We start from the raw sequence: 24,802 nt of genomic DNA on the forward strand, positions 1-24,802 counted from the left end.
GCTTCGTGGACGGACTCACACATCTGGACCCGGACGGGCGGGTGCGAATGGTCGACGTGGGCGAGAAGCCGCTCACGCGGCGCGTGGCCGTGGCCGAGGGCCGGATCCGGATGCGCCGCGCGACGCTCGACGCCATCCGGGCGGGAGAGATCGAGAAGGGTGAGGCGCTCGCCGTGGCCCGTCTCGCGGCGATCCAGGGCGCGAAGGCGGCGTCCACGCTCGTTCCGCTCTGCCATCCGATCCCGCTCGACGCGGTCGATGTCGACCTCGAAGCCGAGGAGACGCCGCCCGCCTACCGGCTGAGCGTGCGGGCCTCGGCGGAGTGGCGCACGGGCGTCGAGATGGAGGCGATGGCCGGCGTCGCGGCCGGCCTGCTCGCGCTGTACGACATGTGCAAGGCGGTCGACCGGGGCATGGCGCTGGGGCCGATTCGGCTCCTCGAGAAGCGCGGCGGACGATCGGGCGCCTGGACGGCGGACGCGGAGTGACGGATGCGGGGGACGCGGTGAACCACAGAGAGGCGCTCCGGAAGAAGATCGAGTCGGGCGCGGCCCGGGTGGGCGTGCTCGGGCTCGGCTATGTCGGTCTTCCCGTCGTCACGGCGTTCTCCGGCGCCGGCTTCCGGACGCTGGGGTTCGACATCGACGAACGCGTCGTGCGGCGGGTGAGGCGGGGCGACTCCCACATCGGCGATGTCCCGGCGCGGGCCGTGGCCGCCGTCGTCGAGAGCGGCCTCCTCGATGCGACCACGGACTTCGGCCGCCTCGGGGAGATGGACGCCGTCATCATCTGCGTTCCCACGCCGCTCGGGAAGACCGGCGACCCCGACGTTTCCCACATCCTCGACGCGCTCGGTCACATCCGGGACGGTCTCCGGCCCGGTCAACTCATCGTCCTCGAGTCGACCACCTGGCCGGGCACGACCCGGGAACTCCTGCAGCCGGAACTCGAACAGGGCGGACTCACCGCGGGGGAGGAGTTCTTCCTCGCCTTCAGCCCCGAGCGCGTCGACCCGGGCAATCCCACCTACACGTTCACGAACACGGCGAAGGTCGTGGGCGGACTGACCGCCTCCTGCCTGGAACTCGCCGCCTGTCTCTACGAACGGGTCATCGACGAGGTCGTGAGCGTTTCGTCGCCCGAGGTCGCGGAACTCACGAAGCTGCTGGAGAACACCTTCCGCGCGGTGAACATCGGTCTCGTGAACGAGATGGCGGTCATCGCGGACCGTCTGGGGATCGACATCGGCGAGGCCGTCGAGGCCGCGGCGACGAAGCCGTACGGCTTCATGCGTTTCACGCCCGGCCCCGGTCTGGGCGGCCACTGCCTCCCGATCGACCCGCAGTACCTGGCCTGGAAGATGCGGACGCTCCAGTACCGGACCCGCTTCATCGAACTCGCCGCCGAGGTCAACGCGGAGATGCCGCGCTACGTCGTGGACCGCGTCGCGGAGGCGCTCAACCGGCATCGTCTGCCGCTGAACGGCAGCCGCGTCCTGCTGCTGGGCGTCGCCTACAAGCCGGGAGTCGGCGATGTCCGCGAGAGTCCGGCGCTCGACGTCATCGAACTTCTGCGCCGGCAGGGCTCCGAGGTCTCATACCATGACCCGTTCGTACCGCGGCTGGCCCAGGAGGGCGGAGACCTCGAATCGCAGCCCCTGACGGCGGAGTTGCTCGCGTCGAGCCACGCGACGGTCGTCATCACGGATCACCCGCAGGTGGACTACGGTCTCGTGCTCGAGAAGGCACGGATCATCGTCGACACGCGTAACGGACTGCCGAAGCGGGCCGGCGAGCCCGGGGAGCCGGGCGGCGGGATCCTCTATCCGCTTTCCGGCCCGCCGCGCGAAGGCTCAGCGCCGGATCTCAAGCCGATCGCCGGGGTGGATCCGGGTCGAGGAGAGGCGATTCCACTCGATAAGCTCGCGCGTCGATACCGAATGTCGGCGGGCGATCAGCCATAGCGAGTCGCCCGGCCGGACCACGATCGTCACGGGCCCGGCGCCGTCGCTCGCGGACCCGGCGGACCCCGCCCCGGCCGGCCGGCCGGCCGCCGGAACCAGCAGCTCCTGGCCGATCTGCAGGCGGCGCGGATTCACGTTGCCGTTCGCGGCCCGCAACGCCGCCACCGACACGCCGTACCGCTGCGCGATCACGTCGAGCGTCTGTCCGCGCTGCACGGTGACGACGGTCGTCCCCTCGGCGTTCGTCCGAGCGGTGATCGAACGGGCATTCGAACTCTGCGCGATCGATGCGCCGGAGACCCGCGCGGACCGGGGAATCACGAGTTCCTGGCCGATCTGCAGGCGACGCGGGTTCAGGTTGCCGTTCGCCGCGCGCAGCGCCGCCACCGACACGCCGTACTGCTGCCCGATCCACCCCAGCGTGTGACCGCGCTGGACCGTGTGGAACGTCCACGTCACCCGCTCATCCGCCGGCACGGCGGCATACCGCGCCGCGAACCGGGCGGCCCCCTCGACCGGGACCCGCACCTCGACCTCCCGGTTGGGCGGGGTCACGTCGCGCGGAAACTCGGGGTTGAGGAGGTTGATCGTCGCCTCGTCGGTCCCGGCGGCCTCGGCCAGGACGTCGAAGCTCGTGGCGTCGGGCACGCGCACCTTCGCGTACTCCGGGATCGTCTCCCTCTCCGGATCCGGGAACCCGTAGCGCGCGGGATCGTGTCCGATCATGGCCGCCGCGATGATCTTCGGCACGTAGTCCCGCGTCTCGCGCCGCAGCAGACGACGGTCGGCGAGATCCCAGAAGGTCGCGCCGGGCACGGTGCGAAGCCCGCGGCGGACCCGGTTCGGCCCTCCGTTGTAGCCCGCCGCCGCGAGGTACCAGGAACCGAACTCCTCGTACAGATCCTTGAGGTGCCGAACCGCGGCGTCCGTCGCCTTCTCCGGATCCCTCCGTTCGTCGATCCAGTAGGATATTTCGAGGCCGTACTGGCGACCCGTCCCCGCGATGAACTGCCACAGGCCCACCGCGCTCGCGCGGCTGTAGGCGTTCGGGTTCATCCCGCTCTCGATGAGCGCGAGGTAGATGAGGTCCTGCGGCAACCCGGCCTCGCGGAGCTTCCGGCGAATCATGGGCTCGTAGCGGGTCTTGCGGCCGAGGTAGGTCGCGAAGCGTTCGCCGATGGCGGTCTGGAAGTAGTGGACCCACGATTGGACGCGCTCGTTCATCTCGAGCCTGAAGACGCGCGGATCCTCTCCTTCGTGAACCAGCCCGAGCGGGTCGCCGCCGAGCATCTCGCGGACGGCCCGGTCGATCTCCGCCGCGGTCGGCCCGGCGCCCGTTTCGTCCACCGGATCGGGCAGGGCCGGATCCTCCGGCATCAATTCGTCGTCCGGCGCCGGCGCGGCGGCGTCTCCCGGTCCCGGGGTCGCTTCCGGCGGGTCCGCCCCGTCGGCCTCGAGCGCCCCCGGCTCGACGTTCGCGGCCTCCGGGGCCGGGCCGATATCGGGTGTGCGCTGCGTGAACGCGCAGCCGTGCAGCACGAGCGCCGCGAGCACGAGGCCGGCCCAGTGGAGGCGCGCGAGAGAGTGGGTTCCTGACGATCGATTGGTCATCGGACGGTATATTCCCCTCTCGGCACCACGACTTCGGTACTTGCTACCCCCCAGGCCCCTCCGCCGCACCCCGGCGTCGCTCCGGAAGCAGGACCGGACAACACGCGGATAATGGTACCGAACCCGATGTTCGGTGTCGAGATCGACGGGCGGTCCCGGCTCGCGGGCCGCGGGCTGCTAAACGTGGTAGTTGGGGGCTTCGCGCGTGATCACGACATCGTGCGGATGGGACTCGCGAAGTCCGCCGGAAGTGATGCGGAGGAAGCGGGCATCCCGGCGAAGTTCGTCGATGGTGGCGGCGCCGCAATAACCCATGCCGCTGCGAAGACCGCCGACGAGCTGGAACACGGTGTCCGACACCGGTCCCTTGTAGGGCACCCGGCCCTCGATCCCCTCGGGGACCAGTTTCTGGGCGGCCGATCCCTCCTGGAAGTACCGGTCCGCCGAGCCCGCCTGCATGGCCGCAAGCGAGCCCATGCCGCGGATGACCTTGAACCGCCGGCCTTCGAGGAGGAAGGTCTCCCCGGGACTCTCGTCGGTGCCCGCGAACATCGACCCGAGCATGCACGTCTCCGCCCCCGCCGCGATCGCCTTCACGAGGTCGCCGGAATACTTGATGCCGCCGTCCCCGATCACCGGCACGCGGCCCTCCGCCCCCGCCACGCTGTCCTCGATCGCCGTGACCTGCGGCACGCCGACACCCGTGACGACGCGCGTCGTGCAGATGGATCCCGGCCCCACGCCGACCTTGACCGCATCCACGCCCCGCTCGACGAGCGCCGCCGCCCCTTCACGGGTCGCGACATTGCCGGCAATGAGGTCGATGTCGGGCAGCGCCTCCCGGACCCGGGAGACGGCTTCGAGCACGCCCTCCGAGTGTCCGTGCGCGGTGTCGACGACGATGACGTCCACTCCGGCCTCCGCGAGTGCCCGCGCCCGCCCGAGTTCGTTCCGGCTCGCCCCGACGGCCGCCCCCACCCGGAGCCGTCCGTGGCCATCCTTCGTCGCGTTGGGAAACTGCCGCCGCTTGAAGATGTCCTTGACCGTGATGAGCCCGGCGAGCCGCCCATCCTCTCCCACGACGGGGAGCTTTTCGATCTTGTGGCGGCGGAGAATCTCCTCGGCCTCCTCGAGTGAGGTCCCGGCGGGCGCGGTCACGAGGTTCTCGCTCGTCATCACGTCCCGCACCGGCCGCGAGAGGTCCGTCTCGAACACGAGGTCGCGGTTGGTGAGAATCCCGACGAGCGCGCCATCATCGCCCACGATCGGGACCCCGCTGATCGAGAAGTCGCTCATTCGCCGGCGGGCCTCGGCCAGCGTGGCGTCGGGTCCGAGCGTGACGGGGTTGAGGATCATCCCGCTCTCGGACCGTTTCACCCGGTCGACCTGCTGGGCCTGGGCTTCGATCGACATGTTCTTGTGGATGATGCCGATCCCGCCCTCGCGCGCGAGAGCGATCGCCATGCGGTACTCCGTCACCGTGTCCATGGCCGCGGAAAGCAGCGGAATCTGGAGTCGGATGCGTCGGGTCAGGCGGGTGGAGACATCGACATCCGCCGGATGGACGAGCGCGTGCCCGGGTGCGAGCAGAACGTCGTCAAAGGTGAGCGCTTCGCGGCTGGAGCGCGGCACGGGAGCTTCCATGCGCCATCGTAGGCGACGGCCCGCGCGGCGTCAAACGAGTCGGCGGCACCTTCGACCGCCGCCGCGGCGCACGGCTACGGATCGACGACGATCTCGCGCGTCTCGGGGGGCGGACGATCCTGTTTGGGCTCCGGCTCGGGGTTGCCCGCTTCGAGTTCGGCGAGGAATCCACGCCCGGCTTCGCGGAACGAGTCGATCACGCGGTCGGCCGCGCCGAGCACCTTCATCGTTCCCTTGACCGCGGTCGTCGAGGCCCGCGTCCTCCGCAGTCCCCGGTGGACGGATTCGGCGAAGTGCTGAAACGGATCCGCGCCGGACGCCGGCCGGGACGCGTACTTCGACGCGAGATAGTCGATGAAATCGACGACCTCGTACTGCTTGTCCTCCGGGAGAGCCTGGAGCTTCCTCCAGATCTTCTTCCTCAGGATCTCGTTCATGCCTTCTTCGGCCATGGCGCCTTTCCGACTCCGTGGTCGCCCGCACCCGCCTCGCGTTCCTTCGCCGGTCCCCCTCATACTCCGCCCGACAGGGGGCGGGTTTCAAGTACGTAGCGGGCGCGACGCGGGGGCAACGACGGGAGGGGTTCCGCGCTGCGCCGCCCGAAGCATAACATGTTGCGCGTGAAAACCGCCTATGATCTCGCCTGCGAAGAACTCGCGGCGGCCCCGCGACGGTGGCTGGTCACGGGGGGCGCCGGCTTCATCGGATCCCACCTCGTCGAGCGGCTCCTGACGCTGGGACAGGAGGTCGTGGCGCTCGACGACCTCTCGACCGGACACCGCCGCAACATCGACGACGCCGTGGCGTCCGCGGGCGCCCCCGCGGACCGCTGCCGGTTCGTGGAGCGGGACGTCGTGGAGGCGGGCGTCGCCGTCGACGCGTGCCGCGATGTCGACATCGTGCTGCACCAGGCCGCGCTGGGTTCGGTGCCCCGATCGGTCAAGGAGCCGCGGGAGGCGTATGCCCGCAATGTCGAGGGGTTCATCAACGTGCTGGACGCGGCGCGCGACGCCGGCGTCTCCCGCCTCGTCTACGCCTCCTCGAGTTCGGTGTACGGGGACTCGCCCTCCCTTCCGAAGGTGGAAGCCCGCATCGGGAACCCGGCCTCCCCGTACGCGGCCACGAAGCGCGTCAACGAGCTGTACGCGGAGATGTACCGCCGCAGCTACAACCTCCAGGTCGTCGGCCTCCGCTATTTCAACGTCTTCGGCAAGAGGCAGGATCCCGACGGACCGTACGCCGCCGTCATACCGCGCTGGACCCGGCGGATGCTGGCCGGAAAGCGGTGCCGGATCTATGGGGACGGGAAGACGACCCGGGATTACTGCTACGTCGACAACGTGGTGCAGGCGAACCTGCTCGCCGCCACGACGGGGGCGGAGACGGCGCTCGGCGTCTACAACGTCGCCGCGGGAGATCCGACGACGCTGAACGAGCTGTTCGCCCTCATCCGGTCGGGGCTCGCGGAGAAGCGGCCGGATGTGAGAAGCGCGACACCCGTGTACGAGGGCTTCCGGACGGGTGACGTACGGCATTCCTATGCGGATGTCTCGAAAGCCCGGGAACGGCTGGGATACGAACCGCGCTGGACGCTCCTCGAAGGCCTTCGGTCCACGCTCGACTGGTACGCCGCCCTCTGAACGGCGGGGACTGGCCTGCGCGCGCCCGTCCTCCGGGGTTACCGGGGTCCGGCCTTCACGTGTGGAGAATCGACCTCTCCGCCCGGGGCGGGGCCGACGACCTCGCCCTCCTGAGTCCGGACGAGCGGGCCCGGGCCGAACGGCTCGTCAACGCGAAGGCGCGCGCCCGGTTCCGTAGCGCCCGCGTCGCGCTGCGGCGTCTCCTCTCCGGGTACCTGCGCGTCCCGCCCGGCGAGCTTGCGCTGGAGTACGGAGAGCACGGAAAGCCCCGGCTGGTGTCGGGACGAGGGGACGAGGGGGCCGGCGAGGCTCTCCCGTTCTTCTTCAATCTCAGCCACTCGGGCGGACTCGCGCTCTGCGCCGTGGGCCAGTTCGGCGAGATCGGCGTCGACATCGAACGCATCCGGCCGCTCAGCTACCCGGGGCCTCTCGCCCGCGACCATCTCTCCCCCGAAGAATGGCGCCTCCGGTCCGACTGGGAGACGGCGGCGGCCCGGCCGGAGTTCTTCCGGATCTGGGCCCGGAAGGAGTCGATCCTCAAGGCGGCCGGACTCGGCCTGTCGCGTCCGCTGGGCCGCGTGGACACGATTCGCGGAGAGCTCGACGGGCGTTCCTGGTGGCTGATGGACCTCTTCCCCGGGGAGGGCTTCACGGGCGCCGTGGCGTGCTCCCGGAGGCCGAAATCCGTCCGGCAATGGAGTTGGCCCTAGCGGTCCGTCGCACCGTGGCGCGACCCCCCAGGGTCCGGCGGTGGTGGGCGCAGGGGTTTTGCCACGGGCTGCAAGGTTGACGATGGCCGATCCGCTCCCCATAGTGCCTCGCGACATTGCGGGTCGTGCCCGACCGCCAGCCGCGGAACCGAACGTACGAACCCCCCCTTAGTACGCCCCCAAGTGACCCGGAGGTCGCGCCATGTCCGACGCCGTTTTTGCGGCACCCAGTGAACACCCCTCGCACATTCGATACGACGACTACGGGAGCATCGTCGCCTCGGGCGACCGGGACGCGATCCTGAAGCTCTGCGAGGATCTGAACGTCCGCTTCCTTCGTCTCATCTTCATCGACATCAACGGCTTCGCGAAGAATGTCGAGGTCCCGACCAGCAAGCTCGAAGACGGGTTCGACGCGAAGGTCATGTTCGACGGCTCGTCGATCGCGGGCTACGTGCGCATCGAAGAAAGCGACATGCTCCTCAGGCCGGATCTGGACACGTTCCGGATCTTCCCGTGGGGGAACCCCGACGCCCGCGTGGCCCAGATGTACTGCGACGTCCGGCGCCCCTACAACAAGCCGTTCGGCGGCTGCCCGCGCGCGGCGCTGAAGCGCGTCGTCGCCAGGGCCGAAGCGATGGGCTACACGATGTACTCCGCCGTCGAGGCCGAGTTCTTCCTCTTCAACACGAACGATGACGGCAGCTGCAATTTCGTCACCCACGACAATGGCGGGTACTTCGACCTCACGCCGTCGGACCTCGCCGAGCGCGCGCGGCGCGAGATGGTCACCGGCATGGAGGCGATGGGGCTCGATATCGAGGCCGCGCACCACGAAGTCGCCGAGGGCCAGCACGAGATCGACTTCAAGTACGGCGAGGCGCTGCGGACCGCGGACGACCTCATGACCTTCAAGTTCATCGTCCGCAACATCGCGCATGCGCACGGGCTCCACGCGACGTTCATGCCGAAGCCCATCTTCGGCGCGAACGGCTCGGGCATGCACACGCACCAGTCGCTGTTCAAGGATGGGAAGAACATCTTCCACGACCCGGACGCCGACTACCAGTTGGCGGAGGTCATGCTCCACTACATCGGCGGCCTCAAGAAGCACGCGCGGGCCATCGCCGCGGTCACCAACCCGATCGTGAACAGCTACAAGCGGCTCGTTCCGGGCTACGAGGCGCCGATCTCCATCGCGTGGTCGCAGCGGAACCGCTCGCCGATGATCCGCATCCCGGAGCAGCGGGGCGTCGGAACGCGGCTCGAGTTCCGCATGCCCGACCCGTCCTGCAACGGCTACCTGGCGACGGCCGTCCAGCTCGCCGCCGGCCTCGACGGCATCGAGAACAAGATCGATCCCGGCCCGCCGCTCGACACGAACGTGTGGAAGCTGTCCGCCGAGGAGCGGGCGAGGATCGGGCTCGAGGTGCTGCCCGCGAACCTCGGCGAGGCCGTCGAGGAACTCGAGGCGAACGAAGTGATGAAGGACGCGCTCGGCGATCACATCTTCGAGCAGTTCGTGAGCCGCAAGAAGGCCGAGTGGAGCGACTACGTGGCGTCCGTCTCCGAGTGGGAGCTCGAGCAGTACGTCAACTACTAGCAGTCGCCCACCCGAGGTAGACGCGCCGGGCAGCCACCCGCGGCTGCCCGATCCGATCAGCGATCCGGGGGTTCCAGGATCCCCGGGTCGCTGACGGCGTCCACGGCCACGACGAGCCCGGGGAGCCCCGCCCCGGCACTCCGGACGTCGGCGATCACATTCCGAATCCGGCTCAACCCCACCGCGTTCCGGCGCCGGAAGGATCGCATCGCCTCTTCCGTCGTCGACGCCTCGGCGCCGGCGATGATCTGCGCCGCCATGCGCGAACGCGCCCGCTCGAGTCGCGTGACGAGGATGCGCGCCGCCCGCTGATCCCACGGATCGTCCGCCGCCAGCGAGTAAACGCGGCTCCGCAACCACGGAAAGTCGATCTCCTCGGCGAGACCGAAGTACACGGCGCCGACCTCGCGCGTGCCGGCGCCCGTTTCCCGGATGAGGCTGGCGATCGGCAGGAGTTCGTCCACGTAGCGGAAGGTCGTGAGTCGCGCCGCGCCCTCCGGATCGAGCCCGTCCATCTCGTGCAGCGAGCAGGTGGACTCGAAACGTTCCAGCCGCTCGGCGGTGAGCAGTTCCGGCAGCGCCTCGCGGACGGCCCGCACCGGGTCGTGCAGCCACTCGATCGCCTCGCTGATCGGCTCCGCGGGGTCGGTCCGCTCCAGGAGCCATCGCGTCGCGCGCGTGAGCGCGTCCGCCATCGCGAGGTAGCACTCGTTCTGCGCCCCGCTCCGCATCTGCACGTCCGCGACGCGCAGCCGCTCGTACAGATCCTCGGCGTCCGCGATCCGTGACGCGACGTACCAGGTGCGGGCGACGGTCGCGGCGGCGCGGCCGGTCTCCTCCATGAGCCGGATGTGGCTCGTGGCGCCCATGCGGTCCACGTAGCGGTTCGTCAGCAGCATGCTCGAGATGTTCGGGCGCAGCCGGTGCGCCTCGAGGTCCGCCGTCTCGACCTCCTTCAGCGCCCCGAAGGGGAAGTAGTCCTCCACGAGTTCCATCATGGCCGGGTCGCGGGACACGCTGGATTCCGTGAGCGCGTGCTTGAGGTGGAGCTTCGAGTAGGCCATCACGGTGGCGAGTTCCGGCCTCGTGAGATGCGCCCCGACGTTCTCCCGCTCGATGAGTTCCTCCCCCGCCGGCAGGTATTCGAGGGCCGGATCCAGAATCCCCTCCCGCTCGAAGCGCTGGATCACCTCGCGGAAGGTCGCGGGCGCGCGCCGCGCGCGGATGTAGTCGAGGCTGATGGCAAGGCTCTGGCTGTACGTGTTGCGGAGCACTTTCCACGCGACCTCATCGGTGCACTCGCGGAGCAGATCGTTTCGCGCCTCGTAGTCGATCCCCCCGCGCGACAGCGGAGCGCCCAGCAGGATCTTGAGGTTCACCTCGTGGTCGGACATGTCGACGCCGGCGGAGTTGTCCACGGCATCGGTGTTGACGCTCCCCCCGCGCAGCGCGTATTCGACCCGCGCGCGCTGCGTGAAGCCGAGATTGCCGCCCTCCCCCACGACCCGCGCCTGAATGGCCGTCGCATCGACCCGAGTGGGATCTCCGCTCGGGTCGCCGACATCGGCGTGGCGTTCCGAACTCGCCTTCACGTACGTGCCGATGCCGCCGTTCCAGAGGAGGTCGACCGGCGCCGACAGGATCGCGCGGATCAACTCGTTTCCGTTCATCTCCTCGCGATCGATGGCGAGGCGCTCGCGGATCTGCGGCGACAGGTGGATCTGCTTCTCCGTACGGTCGTAGACGCCGCCCCCCTCGCTCAGAAGGTCGGCGTCGTAGTCGGCCCACGACGAAGCCGGGAGCTCGAACAGCCGCTTCCGTTCCTCCCACGACGCCTGCGGGTCCGGGTCCGGATCGAGGAAGATGTCGCGGTGATCGAAGGCGGCGACGAGCTGGATCTGCTTGCTGAGCAGCATCCCGTTGCCGAACACGTCGCCGCTCATGTCTCCGATGCCGACCGCCGTGAAGGGCTTGTTCTCGTAGTCGATGTCCGCTTCCCGGAAGTGGCGCTTCACGCACTCCCACGCGCCGCGGGCCGTGATCCCCTCCTTCTTGTGGTCGTACCCCTGCGATCCGCCGGAGGCGAAGGCGTCGTTGAGCCAGAAGCCCGCTTCCGCCGCGAGTTCGTTGGCCGTATCCGAGTTCTTCGCCGTCCCCTTGTCCGCGGCGACGACGAGGTACGGGTCGGGGCCGTCGTGGATCACCATCCCCCCGGGCCGCGTCACCTCGCCATCGACGACATCGTCCGACACTTCCAGCAGGCCGCGAATGAAGTCCCGGTAGCTGTCCAGCCCCGCCGCGAGCCGCGCCTCGCGATCCTCCGGCAGGCCCTTCACGATGAAGGCGCCCTTCGCGCCGCCCGGCACGATGACGGCGTTCTTCACCCGCTGCGTCTTCACGAGCCCGAGCACCTCCACCCGGAAATCCCCGTAGCGGTCGCTCCACCGGATCCCGCCGCGCGCCACATCGTCCATGCGCAGGTGGGCGGCCTCGGTTCGAGGGCCGCGCAGATAGACCTCGTGCTTCGGCTTCGGCTTCGGAATGAAGTCGACGGAGCGGCTCGAGATCTTGAGCGCGAGAAGAGGCGAACGGCGCAACTCGCCCCGGTAGTGGTTCGTGCGCACGGTCGCGTGGACGAGTTCCATCATCCGCCGCAGCGTCCGGTCGTCCTCGATCCCGCGCACCGAAGCCAGCCCGCGCGTGAACTCGCGCTTCAGACGCCGCATCGCCGCGTCCGCCCCGTCCTGCGCCTCCGGATCGAAGCGCGCCTCGAAGGCCCGGAAGATGCAGCGCGCGATGCCGGGATACGCCGTGAGCGGAAACTGGCCGCCCGTGGGAGCGGCGACGGCGCCGATGCGGAACGTGTAGCCCGCGTAGGCCCGGAGGACCGACACTTCCCGCCATGTGAGACCGGCGGTCACGATGAGTTCGTTCAGCCGGTCATCTTCCGCCACCCCCGCCCGGATGGCCCGCAGCATGTCGCCGATCCGGTCCTGCGCCGCCGCGATGTCGAGGTCGCCGGCACGCCGCGCCTCGGCTTCGAAGGACTGGACGCGCGCCGCGAACGTCTCTTCCGTGGCGTCGGGCGTTTCATCCTTGAGCTGGATCGTGAAGCGGAGCGAGTCGAGCACCCGGAGCCCCAGGTTCTCGAGCGTGGGGATCACGTCGCTGAGGACGTAGTGACCTTTCCGGGCGTACAGCCGCAGCTGATAGTGCCGCCCGTCCCCCTCTCCCGGGGCCCGTTTGAGCAGCACCTGGCTCTCGCCCGTCTCGGCCAGCCGCGCGAGACAGGCCACATCCTCGACCGCGGTGTCGATGTCCATCGCCGCCTGGTAGCCGGTCGAGAAACGCACGACGTGCGTCGCGAGTTCGTGGCCCCGCGTGGGGCCGTGGACGGCATCGAGCGCGTCCTCGAGGCGCTCCTCCCAGGTGCGCACGATCGAGCGGACCTTGGTCTGAACGGCGTCGAGGTCGACCGACCCCACCTCGTCCGGGTCGTGGGCCAGGTAGAAGTGGAGGCGCGCCTGGTCGCCCTGGCCGAGCGCGAGGTGGTAGTTGAGGAGCGTCCCCCGGTAGGCCTCGATCAGCGCCGCCTGCAGCCGCCGCCGCACCTGTCCGGAGAAATGGGTCTTGGGGAGGATGACGAGGAGCTGGACGCCGCGGCCGAGCTGGTCGGGACGCGCCGTGACCCGCACGTCGTCCCCGCCTCCGGTTGCCATCACCGCGTCGATGACCGAGCGGATCTCCTCCACCGAGGCGAGGAACAGCTCCTCCTTCGGCATCGAGTTGAACGTCCCCAGGATGACGTTGTAGTCGTGCGATCCGGGGGGCGCGGCTTCCAGCTGGAGGATCTCGCGCAGCTTGCGGCGCAGGATCGGGATGGAGGAGGCTTCCTGCGAGAACGCCTTCGCGGTGAACAGGCCGAGGAACCGGTGCTCGCCGTACACCGTCCCATCCGGGCGCAGGCGTTTGATGCCCACGTAGTCCATGCGGACGTTGCGCCGAATCGGGCTCTGGGCGTTGGTCTTGGAGATGATGAGAAGCGGGCCGCCCAGCACCCGGGCGCGGAGGTAGGCGGGGAGTTCGTCCAGGGGCCGGGGTTCGTGGTACTTCGATTTCTCGTCGTCCCTGAGGATGCCGAGCCCGCTCCCCTCTTCGACGTGGATCCAGTCGCGGCCGGCGTCGTCCGGCTCGATGCGGTACGCGCGATAGCCGAGGAAGACGAACCCGGGGTCCACGAGCCACCGGAGGAGGTCCTGGATCTCCTCGAACTCGGTGCTGCGCCACGGCGTCTCCCGCCGCTTGTCGTCGAATTCGCCGACGAGCGTCTTCACCCGCTCGATCATCGGGGAGAAGTCCCCGGTGACGGCCCTCACGAGTTCGAGGCGCCGCCGCACCTCGGCTTCCAGCGTTTCCCGGACCTCCGCGTGGTGTGCGTCGTCGAGCACGATGTGGACGACGGAGACGCGCGTGCCGTCGGCGGAGTGGTCGCGGATGTCGAACACACGGCCGGACGCGTCCCGGTCCACAACGAGCACCGGGTGCAGGAGGAGGGGGATGTCGAGCCCCGCCGAGTGGAGGTACTCGCGCAACGTGTCGACGATGAAGGGCCGGTCCTCCATGACGGTCTGGAGCACGCCGCGGGACGGGTCGTCCTCGTCCCAGGCGAGTCGGATCGCGATTTCGCCGTCGTCGGCGCCGGCCACGAGGCGGTAGAGGGCGGCGACATCGTCGGCCAGCGCGTGGACCGTCCGTCCATCCGCGATGTGGGCGTAGCCGCGGCTGAAGAGACGGCGGGAGAGGCCGCGGACCGCTTCGCCGGGCGCGTCCGGGAGCCGCGATTCGACCTCGCGGATCAGGGGCCCGAGGTCCGACGGCTGCGCAGGCTTGTTTTTCATGCCCGTAGATACCCCATTGTGCCGTACAGGGTCAACGGCAAACGCGCCGGACTCCGAGTCGGAGCCCGCGCCGACGCGCGCGACGCGCCGCCGGAACGGAAAAAGGGACGACGAAAGGGACGACAGGAATGCATATTTCCATCGAATACTGCGTCGCTTGAGACTACGAACCGCAAGCCGCCAGTCTGGCGGCCACCCTCAGAGAACGGTTCGCGGACGTCGATATCGAGATGATCCCCTCCGGCGGCGGCCGCTTCGAAGTCGTGGCGGAGGGGAAGCTCATCTATTCGAAGGCCGCCACCGGCCGGCACCCGACCCATGAGGAGATCCTCGACGCTTTAGGCTAGCCGCGTCCGTAACGGTCCTCGAGGCGCACCAGGTCGTCCAGTTCCGGCGTGCTCACCTCGAGGATGACGCTGTCCTCGAGCGCCTCCATGCGGTGCACGTTGCCCGGCGGGATCGAGACCACCTCGCCCGGGAGCCACTCGAAGACCGCGTCGTTGAGCGTGAAGCGCACGCGCCCGGACTGGAGCAGCATCGTCTCGTGCTTCACGCGATGCTTCTGCAGCGAGAGGATGTGCCCCTTTTCGACTTCGAGGACCTTCCCCGCATAGCGGTCCGTGTGGGCGTACCACACCTCGCGCCCCCAGGGCTTGTCCACGATGCGGGGCTCGCGGCGGCGCGCCGGTTCTTTATCCATGGCGGACATGATACACGAGCGGGTCGGAGGCTGCCGAATCCCTGGGAGGGCCGGTCCGGCAGAGCCTCAGGGGAGCGTTCGGGCCACGCGGAATCCGTAGTACATGTCGCGGCTGTCGGGGACGTTCCTGGACCGGTTCGCGGAGCGGAGGAACCACGCGCCGATGAACCACGAACCGCCGCGGAGGACGCGACGGTCGCAGTCTCCCGATTCCCGGGCGCTCCCATCGGCCGGGGCGCCCCGATGGCTCTCGTTCCAGCAGTCCTGCGTCCACTCCGACACGTTCCCCAGCACGTCGTACAACCCAAAGGCGTTCGGTGCGAACGACCCCACCGGCGCCGTCCCCCGGTACCCGTCGTTGCACGGTGCTTCGGTCTCGATGCCGTACCCGCGGCTGAACCGGAGACCCCTGAACGACCGGGCTCTGGACCCGCCCCCGGCTCCGTTCGCGTAGCGGCACAGGTCCGATACGCCCTCCCCCCAGTATCGGGCGGTCACCGTTCCGGCCCGGGCCACGTATTCCCACTCCGCCTCGCTCAGGAGCCGATAGCGCTGTCCCGTCAAGCCGGAGAGCCATGACACGTAGGCCTGCGCATCCTCCCAACTCACGTACAGCACCGGACGACGTTCCCGACCCCAGCGCCGGTCGGCCGGCGTGTAGCGGCAACCGCCCATCTGCACGCACGCGTCCCACTCCGCGAACGTGATCTCGTACACGCCCACCGCGAACGGAGCCGCGATCGTCACCGAATGCCGCGGACCCTCGACGGCTGCCCGGAATTCCTCCGACTCCGGGGAGCCCATCGTGAACGTCCCCGGCGGCACCACGACCATCTCCGGACAGAACGCGCAGTCGCGGAACGTCTCGAAGACCTCGAACCTCTCTTCCGGGGGCCGGTCCGCCGTTCCGGCCGCGGCGCCGTCTTCCGCGGCGCCCCAGCTTTCCCGGGCGATGACTTCGTAGCCGCCCCCGTCGTAATACCTCGCGAAATGGTCGTTGCCGGTCGTCGCGTTCGTCTCGGCCGCCTCAGCGCTCGCCCCGAACCCCACGGCGACACGCCGGAACGCCGAGCCATCCGGATCCGACGTCGGGGCGAGACGGATCGACGACGTGTACTCGATGATCGCGACGTGACGGTCCCCCCGGTTCGACCAGGCACACGAAGCTTCCGCGTGGTCGCCGAGCTCCGAGCGCAGCGCGCGTTCCACGCCCTGCCGGTCCTCGAGCGGGACGCCGACCCGGTAGGCCAGGGCCACGTCGGACCGATAGACCACGGTGACGCCCTCCCAGCCGAACCGGCGGTCGGGATCCGGAGTCCGCGGCGTGGACAGCTCGCTGCCCACGCACACCACCGCCCCCGGCGCGGACGGCGAGGCGGCGGACTGCGAGGCGTCGGACTGCGCGGCGGCGGGGAGGCTCCCCGAGAGCAGCGTGAGGCCCGCGACCGCGTGCGCCGCCGCGACGGCGACGGGGGTTCGTCGTGGCCCATTCATCCGGTGCCTCCCTGTACCCAGCGGTATTCGGCCTCCCCTGCATGATACACCGGCGGAGAACCTGTGGGCGTCCGAGGGGTATGCCCTGGAGTCGAACCGCCAGCCGAGGAGGGCTCCCATTCTCACACGAATTCGCACACGAAGATACGCTTTCTTCTTCCTGTCGGCCCTGGTCGTTGCCGGCTGTGGCGATGCCGCGGGGCCGGGGGAGCCCGAATACCTCGAAGTCGTGGAGGTGACCGTCGGCCCGGCGCTGGCCAAGTGCTACGGCGTGGGCGTGCGGACGTGCATGGTGGTCAACGGCGGGTTGTTCTACGACGGAATCGAGGGATTCGAATACGAGGCCGGCTACGACTACCGGCTTCGCATCGGCAAGTACGATCCCTGGGGCGGGAGCGAACCGCCGCAGGATGCCGGCCGGTATGCGTACCGTCTGCTGGAGCAACTGGCGAAGACGCCGGCGCCATCCACCCCGGCCACCCTGTCGGTGGGTCCGGCGCGGGTCGTATGCGCGCGGAGCGACGACTTCTGCCCGGTGGTGGACGGCGCGCCGTACGACGACATCATCACGAGCTTCGAGTATGAGGCGGGCTACCACTACGTGCTCGAAGCCGACAGGTACGCCGATGGCCGGTACGTGCTGGGCGAAGTCGTCTCGAGAACCCGGGCGGCGGGCACGGAAGAGGAGATCGCCGTCGACCGCCACCGGGTCGAGTGCGACGATGGTTATCCCGGGTACTGCAAGGTCGTGAACGGCGCCCCCTACCGCGGCGAGATCGTGGGCTTCCAGCCCCGGCACGAAGTCGACTACCGCCTGCGCGTCGAGAGGTTCGACATGTTTCCCGATGGCATGGCCGGATCGCCCGATGTGCCGGCCTACGGCTATCGCTGGCTCGAAACGCTCGAGGCCACCCCGGACACCTAGCAGGCCCTTCGTCAGCGGCAGCCGCCGCCGCGGCCCCAGCTCATGGTGGGGGGCGGGTCCCGTCTGAGCGCCTCCAGGTACGCGAACGGGTCGGGCTCGGCGAGCCGATCGGTCGTGGCCGGGGCCGGCGCGCGGCCCGGGCGGAGTTCGGCGCTCAGGCGCAGCGGGTACACGCCCCCGGCGAGCACGTTGTACGTCGCGCCGTCCTTCTGGAGCGTGCCGTCGATGTAGAGGAAGGGTTCGAGGCGGATCGCGGCGCGGCATTCCCGGTACACCTCGGGCCTCACGATCGCGTTGACGGGTCCGAATTCGTCCTCCATGAGGATGAAGATGTAGCCACCGGCCGTGTGCGGGCGCTGGCGGGCCACGACGATCCCGGCCACCCGCACCTCGCTCCCCCCCGGGATATCCGGGAAGCGGGCCGAGGAGACGGTGCGCTCGGGGAGGTGGTCGCCCACGAGCGCGAACGGGTGGTGCTGCGAGGCGGCGAAGGAGAGGATGCGGTACTCCGCGATCAGCTTCTCCATGTCGTGCGTGCCCGCGAAGCGGAAGTCCGCGTAGGGATCGTCCAGCGCGAGTTCGATCTGTCCCTGGTCCGAGCGGTCGGCACTTCGGCGGCTCCGCACGGGGGGCGGCGTGTCTCCGCCCAGTCCCGCGGCGCTCGTCGCCAGTTCGCGGCGGCGGCGTTCCGCTTCCGTTTCGGCCTCCGGGCCCAGCCAGAGGCCCGTCTGCCACAACAGGTCGCGGCGTTCGACCCCCAGCGAGTCGAGCCCGCCGACCCAGATCAGGTTCTCGATCGCGGCCCGCTTGAGCGCGGCCGGGGTGCGGCGCAGAAAGTCGGGCAGCGACGCGAACGGCCCGTCCCGCCCGCGCTCGGCTACGACGAGTTCGGCCGCCTCCGCCCCCCAGTCGCGGACCATGCCGAGACCGATGCGGACATCGCCCCCCTCGGCGGTGCAGGCGACCCCGCTGACGTTCAGATCCGGGAGCCGGACGCCGACTCCGTGCCGGCGCGCATCGCGGCCGATCGCGTCGAGCGAGTAGAACCCCATCGGCTGGTTGTTGAAGAGCCCGACGTAGTACTCGGGCGGGTAGCGGTCGCGGAGCCAGGCGGACTGGAAGGCGAGGAGCCCGAACGCCACCGCGTGCGACTTCGGGAACCCGAACTCCGAGAACGCGACCACCTGTTCGAACACTTTCTTCGCGGTGCGGCCATCGACCCCCTTCGCCGCCGCGCCGTCGCGGAACGCGGTCCAGTACCCCAGCAGCGCCTCGCGCGAGCGCTTGCGGCTCATGGCGCGCCGCAGCCCCTCGGCCTGGCCGTCGCTGAAGCCCGCGAGCGCCTTGCACACCTGCAGCACCTGGTCCTGGAAGATGATCACGCCCAGGGTCTCGCCGAGCGCCTCCTCGAGCAGGGGATGGTCGTAGGGGACGACATAGTCCGGGTCGTTGCGCAGCTTCTCGCGCCGCCGGACGTAGGGGTTGACCGCCCCGCCGACGATCGGGCCCGGCCGCACGATCGCGACCTGGACCGCGAGGTCCGCCAGGTTCCGGGGCCGCACCCGCCGCAGCATCTGGATCTGCGCGCGGCTCTCGACCTGGAACAGCCCCACCGTGTCTCCCGAACAGATGCGGTCGTAAATCTCCTCATCCTCATAGTCGATGCGGGAGAGGTCGGGGATCTCGCCATGGCGCAGATGAATCGTCTCCACCGCCTCCTCGACGAGCGACAGCATCCCGAGCGCGAGGAAGTCGATCTTGATGAAGCGCGCGTCGTCGCAGGAGTCCTTGTCCCACTGGCAGAGGACGCGCCCTTCCCACGCGGCGGGTTCGAGCGGGACGATCTCCACCAGCGGCCGGCTCGAGATGATCATCCCGCCCACGTGCTGGGAGATGTGCCGCGGGAGTCCCTTGATCTCCTCCGCCAGTTCGGCGAAGACCCGCCAGATGCGCGAGTTGGCGCGCGCTTCGAGGCCGGGGATGCGCTCGAGTTCGGCCATGAACCCGTCCTCTCCCGGCTCGGCGAGTTTGGCCAGCTTCTCCACGTCGCCGGCAGGCAGGCTGAGCGCCTTGCCCAGTTCACGCACGATCGAGCGCGTGCGGTAGGTGGGAAAGGTGCACACGAGCCCGACGTGGTCGTACCCGTAGCGCTCGTAGACGGCGAGGATCAGTTCCTCTCGAATATCGCGCGCAAAGTCGATGTCGATGTCCGGGACGCTTCCCATGGCGTCGTTCAGGAACCGGCCGAGGAAGAGGTTCGTCCGCACCGGGTCGACGTGGGAGAGTCCGATCAGGTAACAGAGGATGGAGGAGACCGAGGACCCGCGTCCGCGCCCCGGCGGAAGCAGTTGGCGCGGCATCGAGTCGCCCCGCACGCGGTGCGCGACCTCCCGGGCCAGTTCGAGGATGTCGTGATAGACGAGGAAGAACCCGGCCAGGTCGTGCCGGTCGACGAGCGCGAGTTCGGTGGCGAGCCGCGCCTCGGCTTCGCGGCGGTACCTGCTGCCGGGGGGATAGCGGATCTCGAACGCCCCGCGGCAGACCTGCTGGAGCACGCGAATCGCGGGGGCGGAGCCGCTTCCCCTGAAGTCCGGGAATTTGTAGCCGAGATCGGCCGTCAGATCGAACGCCCGGCAGCGCTCGGCGATCGCGCGCGTGTTGCGGAGCGCGTCGGGCCGCGACGCGAAGCGCCACGCCATCTCGCGGGGCGAGGCGAGGTGGAAGCAGGCGTTGGGACGGCGGAGTTCGTGCGAATCGTCGACCGTCGTCCGGTTCCGGATCGCGACGAGGACATCCTGGAGACGGTGCCGGTCGGCGACGTGGTAGTGGACGTTGCCCGTGGCCACGACCGGGATGCGGAGCCGGTCGGCCAGCGCGCCCAGCGCCCGTCCGCGCGCGAGGTCGCCGTGGACCGCGTTGTTCTGGAGTTCGACGAAGAGGTTGCCGGGACCGAGGGCGTCGCGCAGGCGGCCGGCCAGCCGCTCGGCTTCGTCCGTCCCCCGTTCGAGCGCCGCCAGGAGAGGGCTTCGGCGACACCCGCTGAGGAGGATGAGCCCCTCGGGCCGCTCGAGGAGCGCGTCGAGGTCGAGCCGGGGCGCCCCGCGCGGACTCTCCATGTGCGCCTGCGTGATGAGCCGGCACAGGTTCGCGTACCCCGTCGCGTTCTCCGCCAGCACCGTGACGTGGCAGTCGCCGGCGAGGGTGAGTTCCGCGCCGGTGATCGGCTGCAACCCGCGGGCGCGGGCGAACCGCGCGAACTCCATCGAGCCGTACAGCCCGTCGTGATCGGTGAGCGCGAGCGCGGGATAGCCCAGTTCGAGCGCGCGCGCCGCGAGTTCCTCGGGCCGCGACGCCCCATCGAGAAAGGAGTAGGCCGAGTGCGCGTGCAGTTCGACGTAGTCGTCCACGGCGGCTATTCCGGCTGCAGGAACCAGCGATCCAGCATCAGATCGTGGTACGCGGTGAGTTGGGCGCCGTTGTCGAGCACGATCGAGAAGTAGGCGCGCGAGATCGGTTCCCTCCACCACTCGTCATCGATCCGCCACTGGTCGAGCACGTCGCCGATCCGCCGCCAGCGCCCCCGGATCTCGAGGCTCACGGGCACCCCGGCGCCGCCGAGCCGGACCCGCACCGGACGCGGCCGGTTGAGCGGGCGCAGCTTCCCCGCGTCAGCCGGGCGCTTCGCCACCCTACGCGATTTCCATGAGCGCGTGCCGGCGCTCGGGGATTCGGGAGTTCGGCTCCAGTTCGAGCACCCGGAACAGCGCGGCGCCTCCCAGCCGCAACCGCAGCAGGCGCGCCGCGCGGCAGAACGCGGGCAGGAGTTCGCCATCCTTCGTCTCCAGCGAACCGAGGACGCGGGCCGCGCCTTCCTTCGGATCGAAGAGCCCGGTCTGCGCGCTCGCCGGGCCGAAGCGGAAGAATTCAAGCCGCAGCGTCTCGACCGCGCGCCGGGGCCGGTCGAGCGCGATTCGCGAGCGGAGGAACGCCCCGAGCCGTTCGGGCTCGCTCGTGGGTTCCCGGGCAACCGCGCGAATGGACCAGGAGCCGCCGTCCTCGAGGCTCGCCGACACCCTGAGGCCGCGGACGCTCTTGCCTCGCCGCCGCGGATGATCGAGCGCGCGACCGATGAGCCGGTCGAGCGCGGCGTGCAGCAGTTCGAGCTGTCCGATCGGGCTCGGGAAGTCGAGCGCGACGCGAATCGGCCGGGCCGGCGCCTCCGGCCGCACACGGTCGATGCGCGTCCCCCGCGCCCAGGCGAGCGCCCGGCGCCCATCGGCCCCGAACTGCGACACGAGCGCCGGCTCGGGCATGCGCACGAGCTGTCCGAGCCGCCGGACCCCGAGCCGCTTCAGCCGCTCGACCATGCGCGGCGATACCGGCAGCACATCGACCGGCTGCGGCGCCAGAAACGCGGCGAGATCGGCCGGCGTCACGCAGACGGCCGCGCCCGGCCGGGCAGGCTCCGCGGACCGGGCGGGCTCCGCGGACCGCGCCGCGACCCAGGCCGCGAACTTCCCCGGCGCGCAGCCGATCCGCGAGCGCGACGCGAGCCACGGCGACAGCGCCTCGAGCCTCGCCCGGAGCCCTGCAATCTGCCGCTCCGGTCGGCCGTACAGGCGTTCGAGCCCGTCGACCCCCACGAACATCCGGCCCCGCTCGGTCGACCGCTCGACGACCGGACTCCACCGGCGGAGGACTTCCAGCACCCGGTCGCGCGCCGCGTCGTGAAAATCCGGATCCGGCTCGCAGAGGACGAGCGAGGGACAGAGCGCGATCGCCTGCGAGACGATCATCCCCGGCTCGACGCCGAAGGAGGCCGCGAGCGCGCACCCCATCTCGATGCGACGGCGGTCCCCCGGTGTCGGCAGCGCGAGCGGCCGGTCCGCGAGCGATGGCGTCCGGACCCGCTCCAGTTCCAGCTCGAACCCCGGCCACCAGAGGCAGAGCGCCATCCGGCTCCCGCGACCTGCGTCCATGCGGCTCTTTCCAATCCAAAAAACCGAATAAAACCCGAAAATCGGACCGGCCAATCTAGGCGGTTCGAAACGGGATGCAAGAGCCCGGGGATGCGTCGCCGGCCGAACGAATGCCGGCTATTTTCGACTCATGAACCGGGAGCCTGACACGGGAGAGGCGCTCGCGCCGAAGAGCTGGGCCGCGTTCGTGGCCCGGACGATTCTCGGCCTCATCTTCTTCATGGCCGGGTTCTGGAAGGTGTTCGAACTCGGGGCCGTCCAGCACGCGCGGGGCCTGTTCGTCGAGGCCTACGCCGACACCTTCCTCCCCGCCTGGTCGCTGTGGGCCACCGGGGTCGCGATCCCCTTCATCGAACTGGTCTGCGGGGCGCTGATGCTGGTGGGCTGGCGGCGCCGGATCGCCGCGCTGGGGCTGGGCGGGGTCCTCATCCTCGTCACCTTCGGCCACCTGCTCGCCGAACCGCTCTACGTCTTCAGCGCGCACGTCATCCCGCGCACGCTCCTGCTCGTCATCGTCCTCATCCTGTTCGAGGACGACCGCCTGAGCCTCGACACCCGGCTCGCCCGCCGCACCGCCTCATCCTGACCGACTCCGCCCCGTTGATACGGTGTTGACACGACGCAACACCGTGGGGCATGATCAGGCTCCAGAGACACCCGAAGAAGGACATCGAAAAGGTAAGGAATGGCCACCCATAGCTTTACGCTGATCGTCGAGGGAGTGGACATCGACGACCCACAGGTCTTCGATGCCCTCTACGAAGCCGGATGCGATGACGCGACCATAGGAATCACAAACGGGATTCCGGTCATGGACTTCGACCGCGAGGCGGCGAGCCTTTGCGAGGCGATCTCCTCGGCGATCGCGGATGCCGAATCGGTCGATGGTCTCCGGGTGGTTCGGATCGCAGATCTAGACCTCGTTTCGATGTCCGAGATCGCTGAACGTATCGGGCGCTCGCGCGAGTGCGTCCGGCTGTGGGTGAATGGAAAGCGCGGACCGGGCGGATTCCCGGCACCCCTCAACAACCCTCACGACCGGTATCGGTTCTGGCGCTGGTCCGACGTGGAAGGCTGGCTGAGAGGGGTCCTCGGAGGCGAACCGTGGTCAGCCGAGGATCATCTGCGGGCGGCGATCAACGCGGCGCTCGAACTCCGCCACCACTTCCGCCAACTCGATCCGCAGGACCGTCCCGACCTGCGCGCGCTCACCGGGTCTGCCCTCGCCGGCTGACTCACCTTCGCCACGCGGGGAACCAAACTCCCACTCGCCGGTCATATCCCCCGGGACCTTCACCGAGGGAAACGGTCATGACCGGAACCGCACGAAGTACGAAGAGACTCCGCACGAGAAGAATCCTGAACGCGCTCGCGTCAGTTGCGATCGCGGGTCTGGCGTTCGTCGCGACCGTCGACGCCCAGCAGCGGCCGGGGCGCGCCGGCGGGGTCACGACCCGGGAGACGCTGCCCTCGGGCATCGAGCACATCACGAACGTCCTTCCCGACGATCCGGCGCCGAGCTGGACGCTCATCGAGGACCTGCGTGTCGGATCCCTGGACGGAGAAGGCCCCGACGTCTTCGGCGAACTCAGGGGGCTGGTCGTGCTGCCCGATGGCGGATTCGCGGTTCTGGATTCGCAGGCGCAGGAAGTCCGCGTGTTCGCGGCGGACGGATCCCACCGGGCCACCTATGGGGGTGAGGGAGAAGGTCCCGGGGAGTTCCGCGACGCGCACGGGCTCATGCTCGATCCGCAGGGTCGCCTCTGGGTCACGGATCCGTCCAACAGCCGCATGTCGGTGTTCGACCCCGACACTGGGTTCCTGGATTCCTTCCCCTACCACTTCTCCTACTACAGCTACGTCTTCCAGGGAGCGATGACAGCGGATGGTCGCATCATTCGCCCCACCCGCAGCAGGCGAGGCTTCGAGGTCTACGACCTGAACATGGAGCTTGTGGAGTCGTTCTCGGAGCCGGACGATGGAAACAGGCGGATTCTGGCCCGGGAGGCGGCACAGCAACGGGACCGAGGCGGGCCTTCCGGCTTCGCCTGGCAGTCCGGTGACGGGCGCGGTTCCGGCTTCATGAGCGTCCCCTACTATCCGCGCAGTGTCCGGTACTACGACCGCGAGGGAACCGTCTGGATCGGGGCGCACGAGGGGGACCCGGCGGGCTATCGCTTGAGGCGGCAACACCTGGCCGGAGACACGACGCTGATCGTGGAGGCCCGGAAGCCTCACATCCCTGTCTCGCGTGCGGAGCGCGACGCCGCGATCGAGAGGATCCGGGAGCGACTACGGGAGCGGGGTGCGGACACCGACCGCGACTGGTCGAAGATCCCCGACGTCAAGCCCTCGATCGCCAATTTATTCACGTCCGCCGAAGGCAATACCTGGGTCCGCACGCCGTCAACCCGCGGGCCGGCGGCCTGGGACGTTTTCGCGGCGGATGGGACCTACGTCGGGACGGTGACCTCCACGGAGCTCAATGCCCTTCCCTTCCTGCCACCCATCGTGCGTGGCGACGAGTTCTGGGCCGTCGTCACCGACGCCTTCGATGTCCAGCACGTGGTGCGCGCGAGGATCACACCCACCGGCTGAGGAGGTGGGGCGGTTTTCGGGAGTCGTACGTCCGTGG

Annotated in this window: 18 protein-coding genes and 1 pseudogene; 10 read left to right on the forward strand and 9 right to left on the reverse strand. The window is 69.5% G+C overall.

Annotated elements, in window-relative coordinates; translation table 11 throughout:
* Positions 1-5: 5 nt before the first annotated feature.
* Both moaC and ACOGI9_RS09670 read left to right on the forward strand, forming a co-directional pair.
* Positions 6-488 carry a cyclic pyranopterin monophosphate synthase MoaC gene (moaC, locus tag ACOGI9_RS09665; RefSeq protein ID WP_419856924.1) on the forward strand — a complete coding sequence of 161 codons (483 nt, stop codon included), beginning with the start codon at positions 6-8 and terminating at the stop codon, positions 486-488.
* Between the two features lie 17 nt (positions 489-505).
* Positions 506-1,963 (forward strand): nucleotide sugar dehydrogenase, encoded by a 1,458-nt coding sequence (locus ACOGI9_RS09670; RefSeq protein WP_419856925.1) that lies wholly within the window; start codon positions 506-508, stop codon positions 1,961-1,963.
* Here the strand turns inward: ACOGI9_RS09670 and ACOGI9_RS09675 are convergent.
* The 3 genes from ACOGI9_RS09675 to ACOGI9_RS09685 form a co-directional block, all read right to left on the reverse strand.
* Positions 1,853-3,574, reverse strand: a complete 1,722-nt coding sequence (locus ACOGI9_RS09675) for a LysM peptidoglycan-binding domain-containing protein (RefSeq protein ID WP_419856926.1) — start codon at positions 3,572-3,574, stop codon at positions 1,853-1,855. The genes ACOGI9_RS09670 and ACOGI9_RS09675 overlap by 111 nt on opposite strands.
* A gap of 177 nt (positions 3,575-3,751) precedes the next feature.
* Positions 3,752-5,218 carry an IMP dehydrogenase gene (gene guaB, locus ACOGI9_RS09680; RefSeq protein ID WP_419856927.1) on the reverse strand — a complete coding sequence of 489 codons (1,467 nt, stop codon included), beginning with the start codon at positions 5,216-5,218 and terminating at the stop codon, positions 3,752-3,754.
* Between the two features lie 74 nt (positions 5,219-5,292).
* Positions 5,293-5,670 carry a DUF2281 domain-containing protein gene (locus tag ACOGI9_RS09685; RefSeq protein WP_419856928.1) on the reverse strand — a complete coding sequence of 126 codons (378 nt, stop codon included), beginning with the start codon at positions 5,668-5,670 and terminating at the stop codon, positions 5,293-5,295.
* Positions 5,671-5,829: 159 nt separating this feature from the next.
* On the opposite strand from ACOGI9_RS09685, the gene ACOGI9_RS09690 reads away from it, so the two are divergent.
* The 3 genes from ACOGI9_RS09690 to glnA all read left to right on the forward strand — a co-directional run bounded on the left by ACOGI9_RS09690 (position 5,830) and on the right by glnA (position 9,171).
* The gene (locus ACOGI9_RS09690; protein ID WP_419856929.1) at positions 5,830-6,858 is read left to right on the forward strand and encodes an SDR family oxidoreductase; all 1,029 of its coding nucleotides are present in this window, start codon (positions 5,830-5,832) and stop codon (positions 6,856-6,858) included.
* A gap of 59 nt (positions 6,859-6,917) precedes the next feature.
* Positions 6,918-7,568, forward strand: a complete 651-nt coding sequence (locus ACOGI9_RS09695; protein WP_419856930.1) for a 4'-phosphopantetheinyl transferase family protein — start codon at positions 6,918-6,920, stop codon at positions 7,566-7,568.
* A gap of 202 nt (positions 7,569-7,770) precedes the next feature.
* Entirely contained in the window at positions 7,771-9,171 is a 1,401-nt protein-coding gene (gene glnA / locus ACOGI9_RS09700) for a type I glutamate--ammonia ligase (RefSeq protein WP_419856931.1), read from the forward strand.
* A 56-nt stretch (positions 9,172-9,227) separates the two neighbouring features.
* Here glnA and ACOGI9_RS09705 read toward each other — a convergent pair whose 3' ends face one another.
* Entirely contained in the window at positions 9,228-14,069 is a 4,842-nt protein-coding gene (locus ACOGI9_RS09705) for an NAD-glutamate dehydrogenase (protein ID WP_419856932.1), read from the reverse strand.
* Positions 14,070-14,245: 176 nt separating this feature from the next.
* Here ACOGI9_RS09705 and ACOGI9_RS09710 point away from each other — a divergent pair.
* A pseudogene (locus ACOGI9_RS09710) lies at positions 14,246-14,416 on the forward strand (SelT/SelW/SelH family protein); the annotation flags it as partial.
* On the opposite strand, the gene ACOGI9_RS09715 reads toward ACOGI9_RS09710, so the two are convergent.
* Both ACOGI9_RS09715 and ACOGI9_RS09720 read right to left on the reverse strand, forming a co-directional pair.
* The gene (locus ACOGI9_RS09715; protein WP_419856933.1) at positions 14,413-14,769 is read right to left on the reverse strand and encodes a cupin domain-containing protein; all 357 of its coding nucleotides are present in this window, start codon (positions 14,767-14,769) and stop codon (positions 14,413-14,415) included. The pseudogene ACOGI9_RS09710 and the gene ACOGI9_RS09715 overlap by 4 nt on opposite strands.
* A gap of 66 nt (positions 14,770-14,835) precedes the next feature.
* Complete coding sequence (locus ACOGI9_RS09720; RefSeq protein ID WP_419856934.1) at positions 14,836-16,263, reverse strand: formylglycine-generating enzyme family protein; 1,428 nt, start codon at positions 16,261-16,263, stop codon at positions 14,836-14,838.
* Between the two features lie 235 nt (positions 16,264-16,498).
* On the opposite strand from ACOGI9_RS09720, the gene ACOGI9_RS09725 reads away from it, so the two are divergent.
* Entirely contained in the window at positions 16,499-17,188 is a 690-nt protein-coding gene (locus ACOGI9_RS09725; protein ID WP_419856935.1) for a DUF4377 domain-containing protein, read from the forward strand.
* A gap of 11 nt (positions 17,189-17,199) precedes the next feature.
* Here ACOGI9_RS09725 and ACOGI9_RS09730 read toward each other — a convergent pair whose 3' ends face one another.
* Genes ACOGI9_RS09730 through ACOGI9_RS09740 form a run of 3 tightly spaced genes read right to left on the reverse strand, consistent with a single transcriptional unit; the run spans position 17,200 to position 22,167 of the window.
* On the reverse strand, positions 17,200-20,595 hold the full coding sequence (locus ACOGI9_RS09730; protein WP_419856936.1) for a DNA polymerase III subunit alpha: 3,396 nt from the start codon (positions 20,593-20,595) through the stop codon (positions 17,200-17,202).
* A 5-nt stretch (positions 20,596-20,600) separates the two neighbouring features.
* Entirely contained in the window at positions 20,601-20,876 is a 276-nt protein-coding gene (locus ACOGI9_RS09735; protein WP_310756132.1) for a hypothetical protein, read from the reverse strand.
* Between the two features lies 1 nt (position 20,877).
* Positions 20,878-22,167: a DNA polymerase Y family protein gene (locus ACOGI9_RS09740; RefSeq protein WP_419856937.1), complete on the reverse strand. Its 1,290-nt coding sequence runs from the start codon at positions 22,165-22,167 to the stop codon at positions 20,878-20,880.
* Positions 22,168-22,297: 130 nt separating this feature from the next.
* Here ACOGI9_RS09740 and ACOGI9_RS09745 point away from each other — a divergent pair, with 130 nt between their 5' ends.
* From ACOGI9_RS09745 to ACOGI9_RS09755, 3 genes are all read left to right on the forward strand, one after another.
* Positions 22,298-22,753, forward strand: a complete 456-nt coding sequence (locus tag ACOGI9_RS09745; RefSeq protein WP_419856938.1) for a DoxX family protein — start codon at positions 22,298-22,300, stop codon at positions 22,751-22,753.
* A 99-nt stretch (positions 22,754-22,852) separates the two neighbouring features.
* A complete protein-coding gene (locus ACOGI9_RS09750) occupies positions 22,853-23,401 on the forward strand; it encodes a helix-turn-helix transcriptional regulator (protein ID WP_419856939.1) in 549 nt (182 codons plus the stop codon).
* Positions 23,402-23,478: 77 nt separating this feature from the next.
* The gene (locus ACOGI9_RS09755; RefSeq protein ID WP_419856940.1) at positions 23,479-24,765 is read left to right on the forward strand and encodes a hypothetical protein; all 1,287 of its coding nucleotides are present in this window, start codon (positions 23,479-23,481) and stop codon (positions 24,763-24,765) included.
* The last annotated feature ends 37 nt before the right edge of the window (positions 24,766-24,802 follow it).

It is taken from the genome of Candidatus Palauibacter irciniicola (genome assembly GCF_965208695.1).
GTDB classification, from domain to species: domain Bacteria; phylum Gemmatimonadota; class Gemmatimonadetes; order Palauibacterales; family Palauibacteraceae; genus Palauibacter; species Palauibacter irciniicola.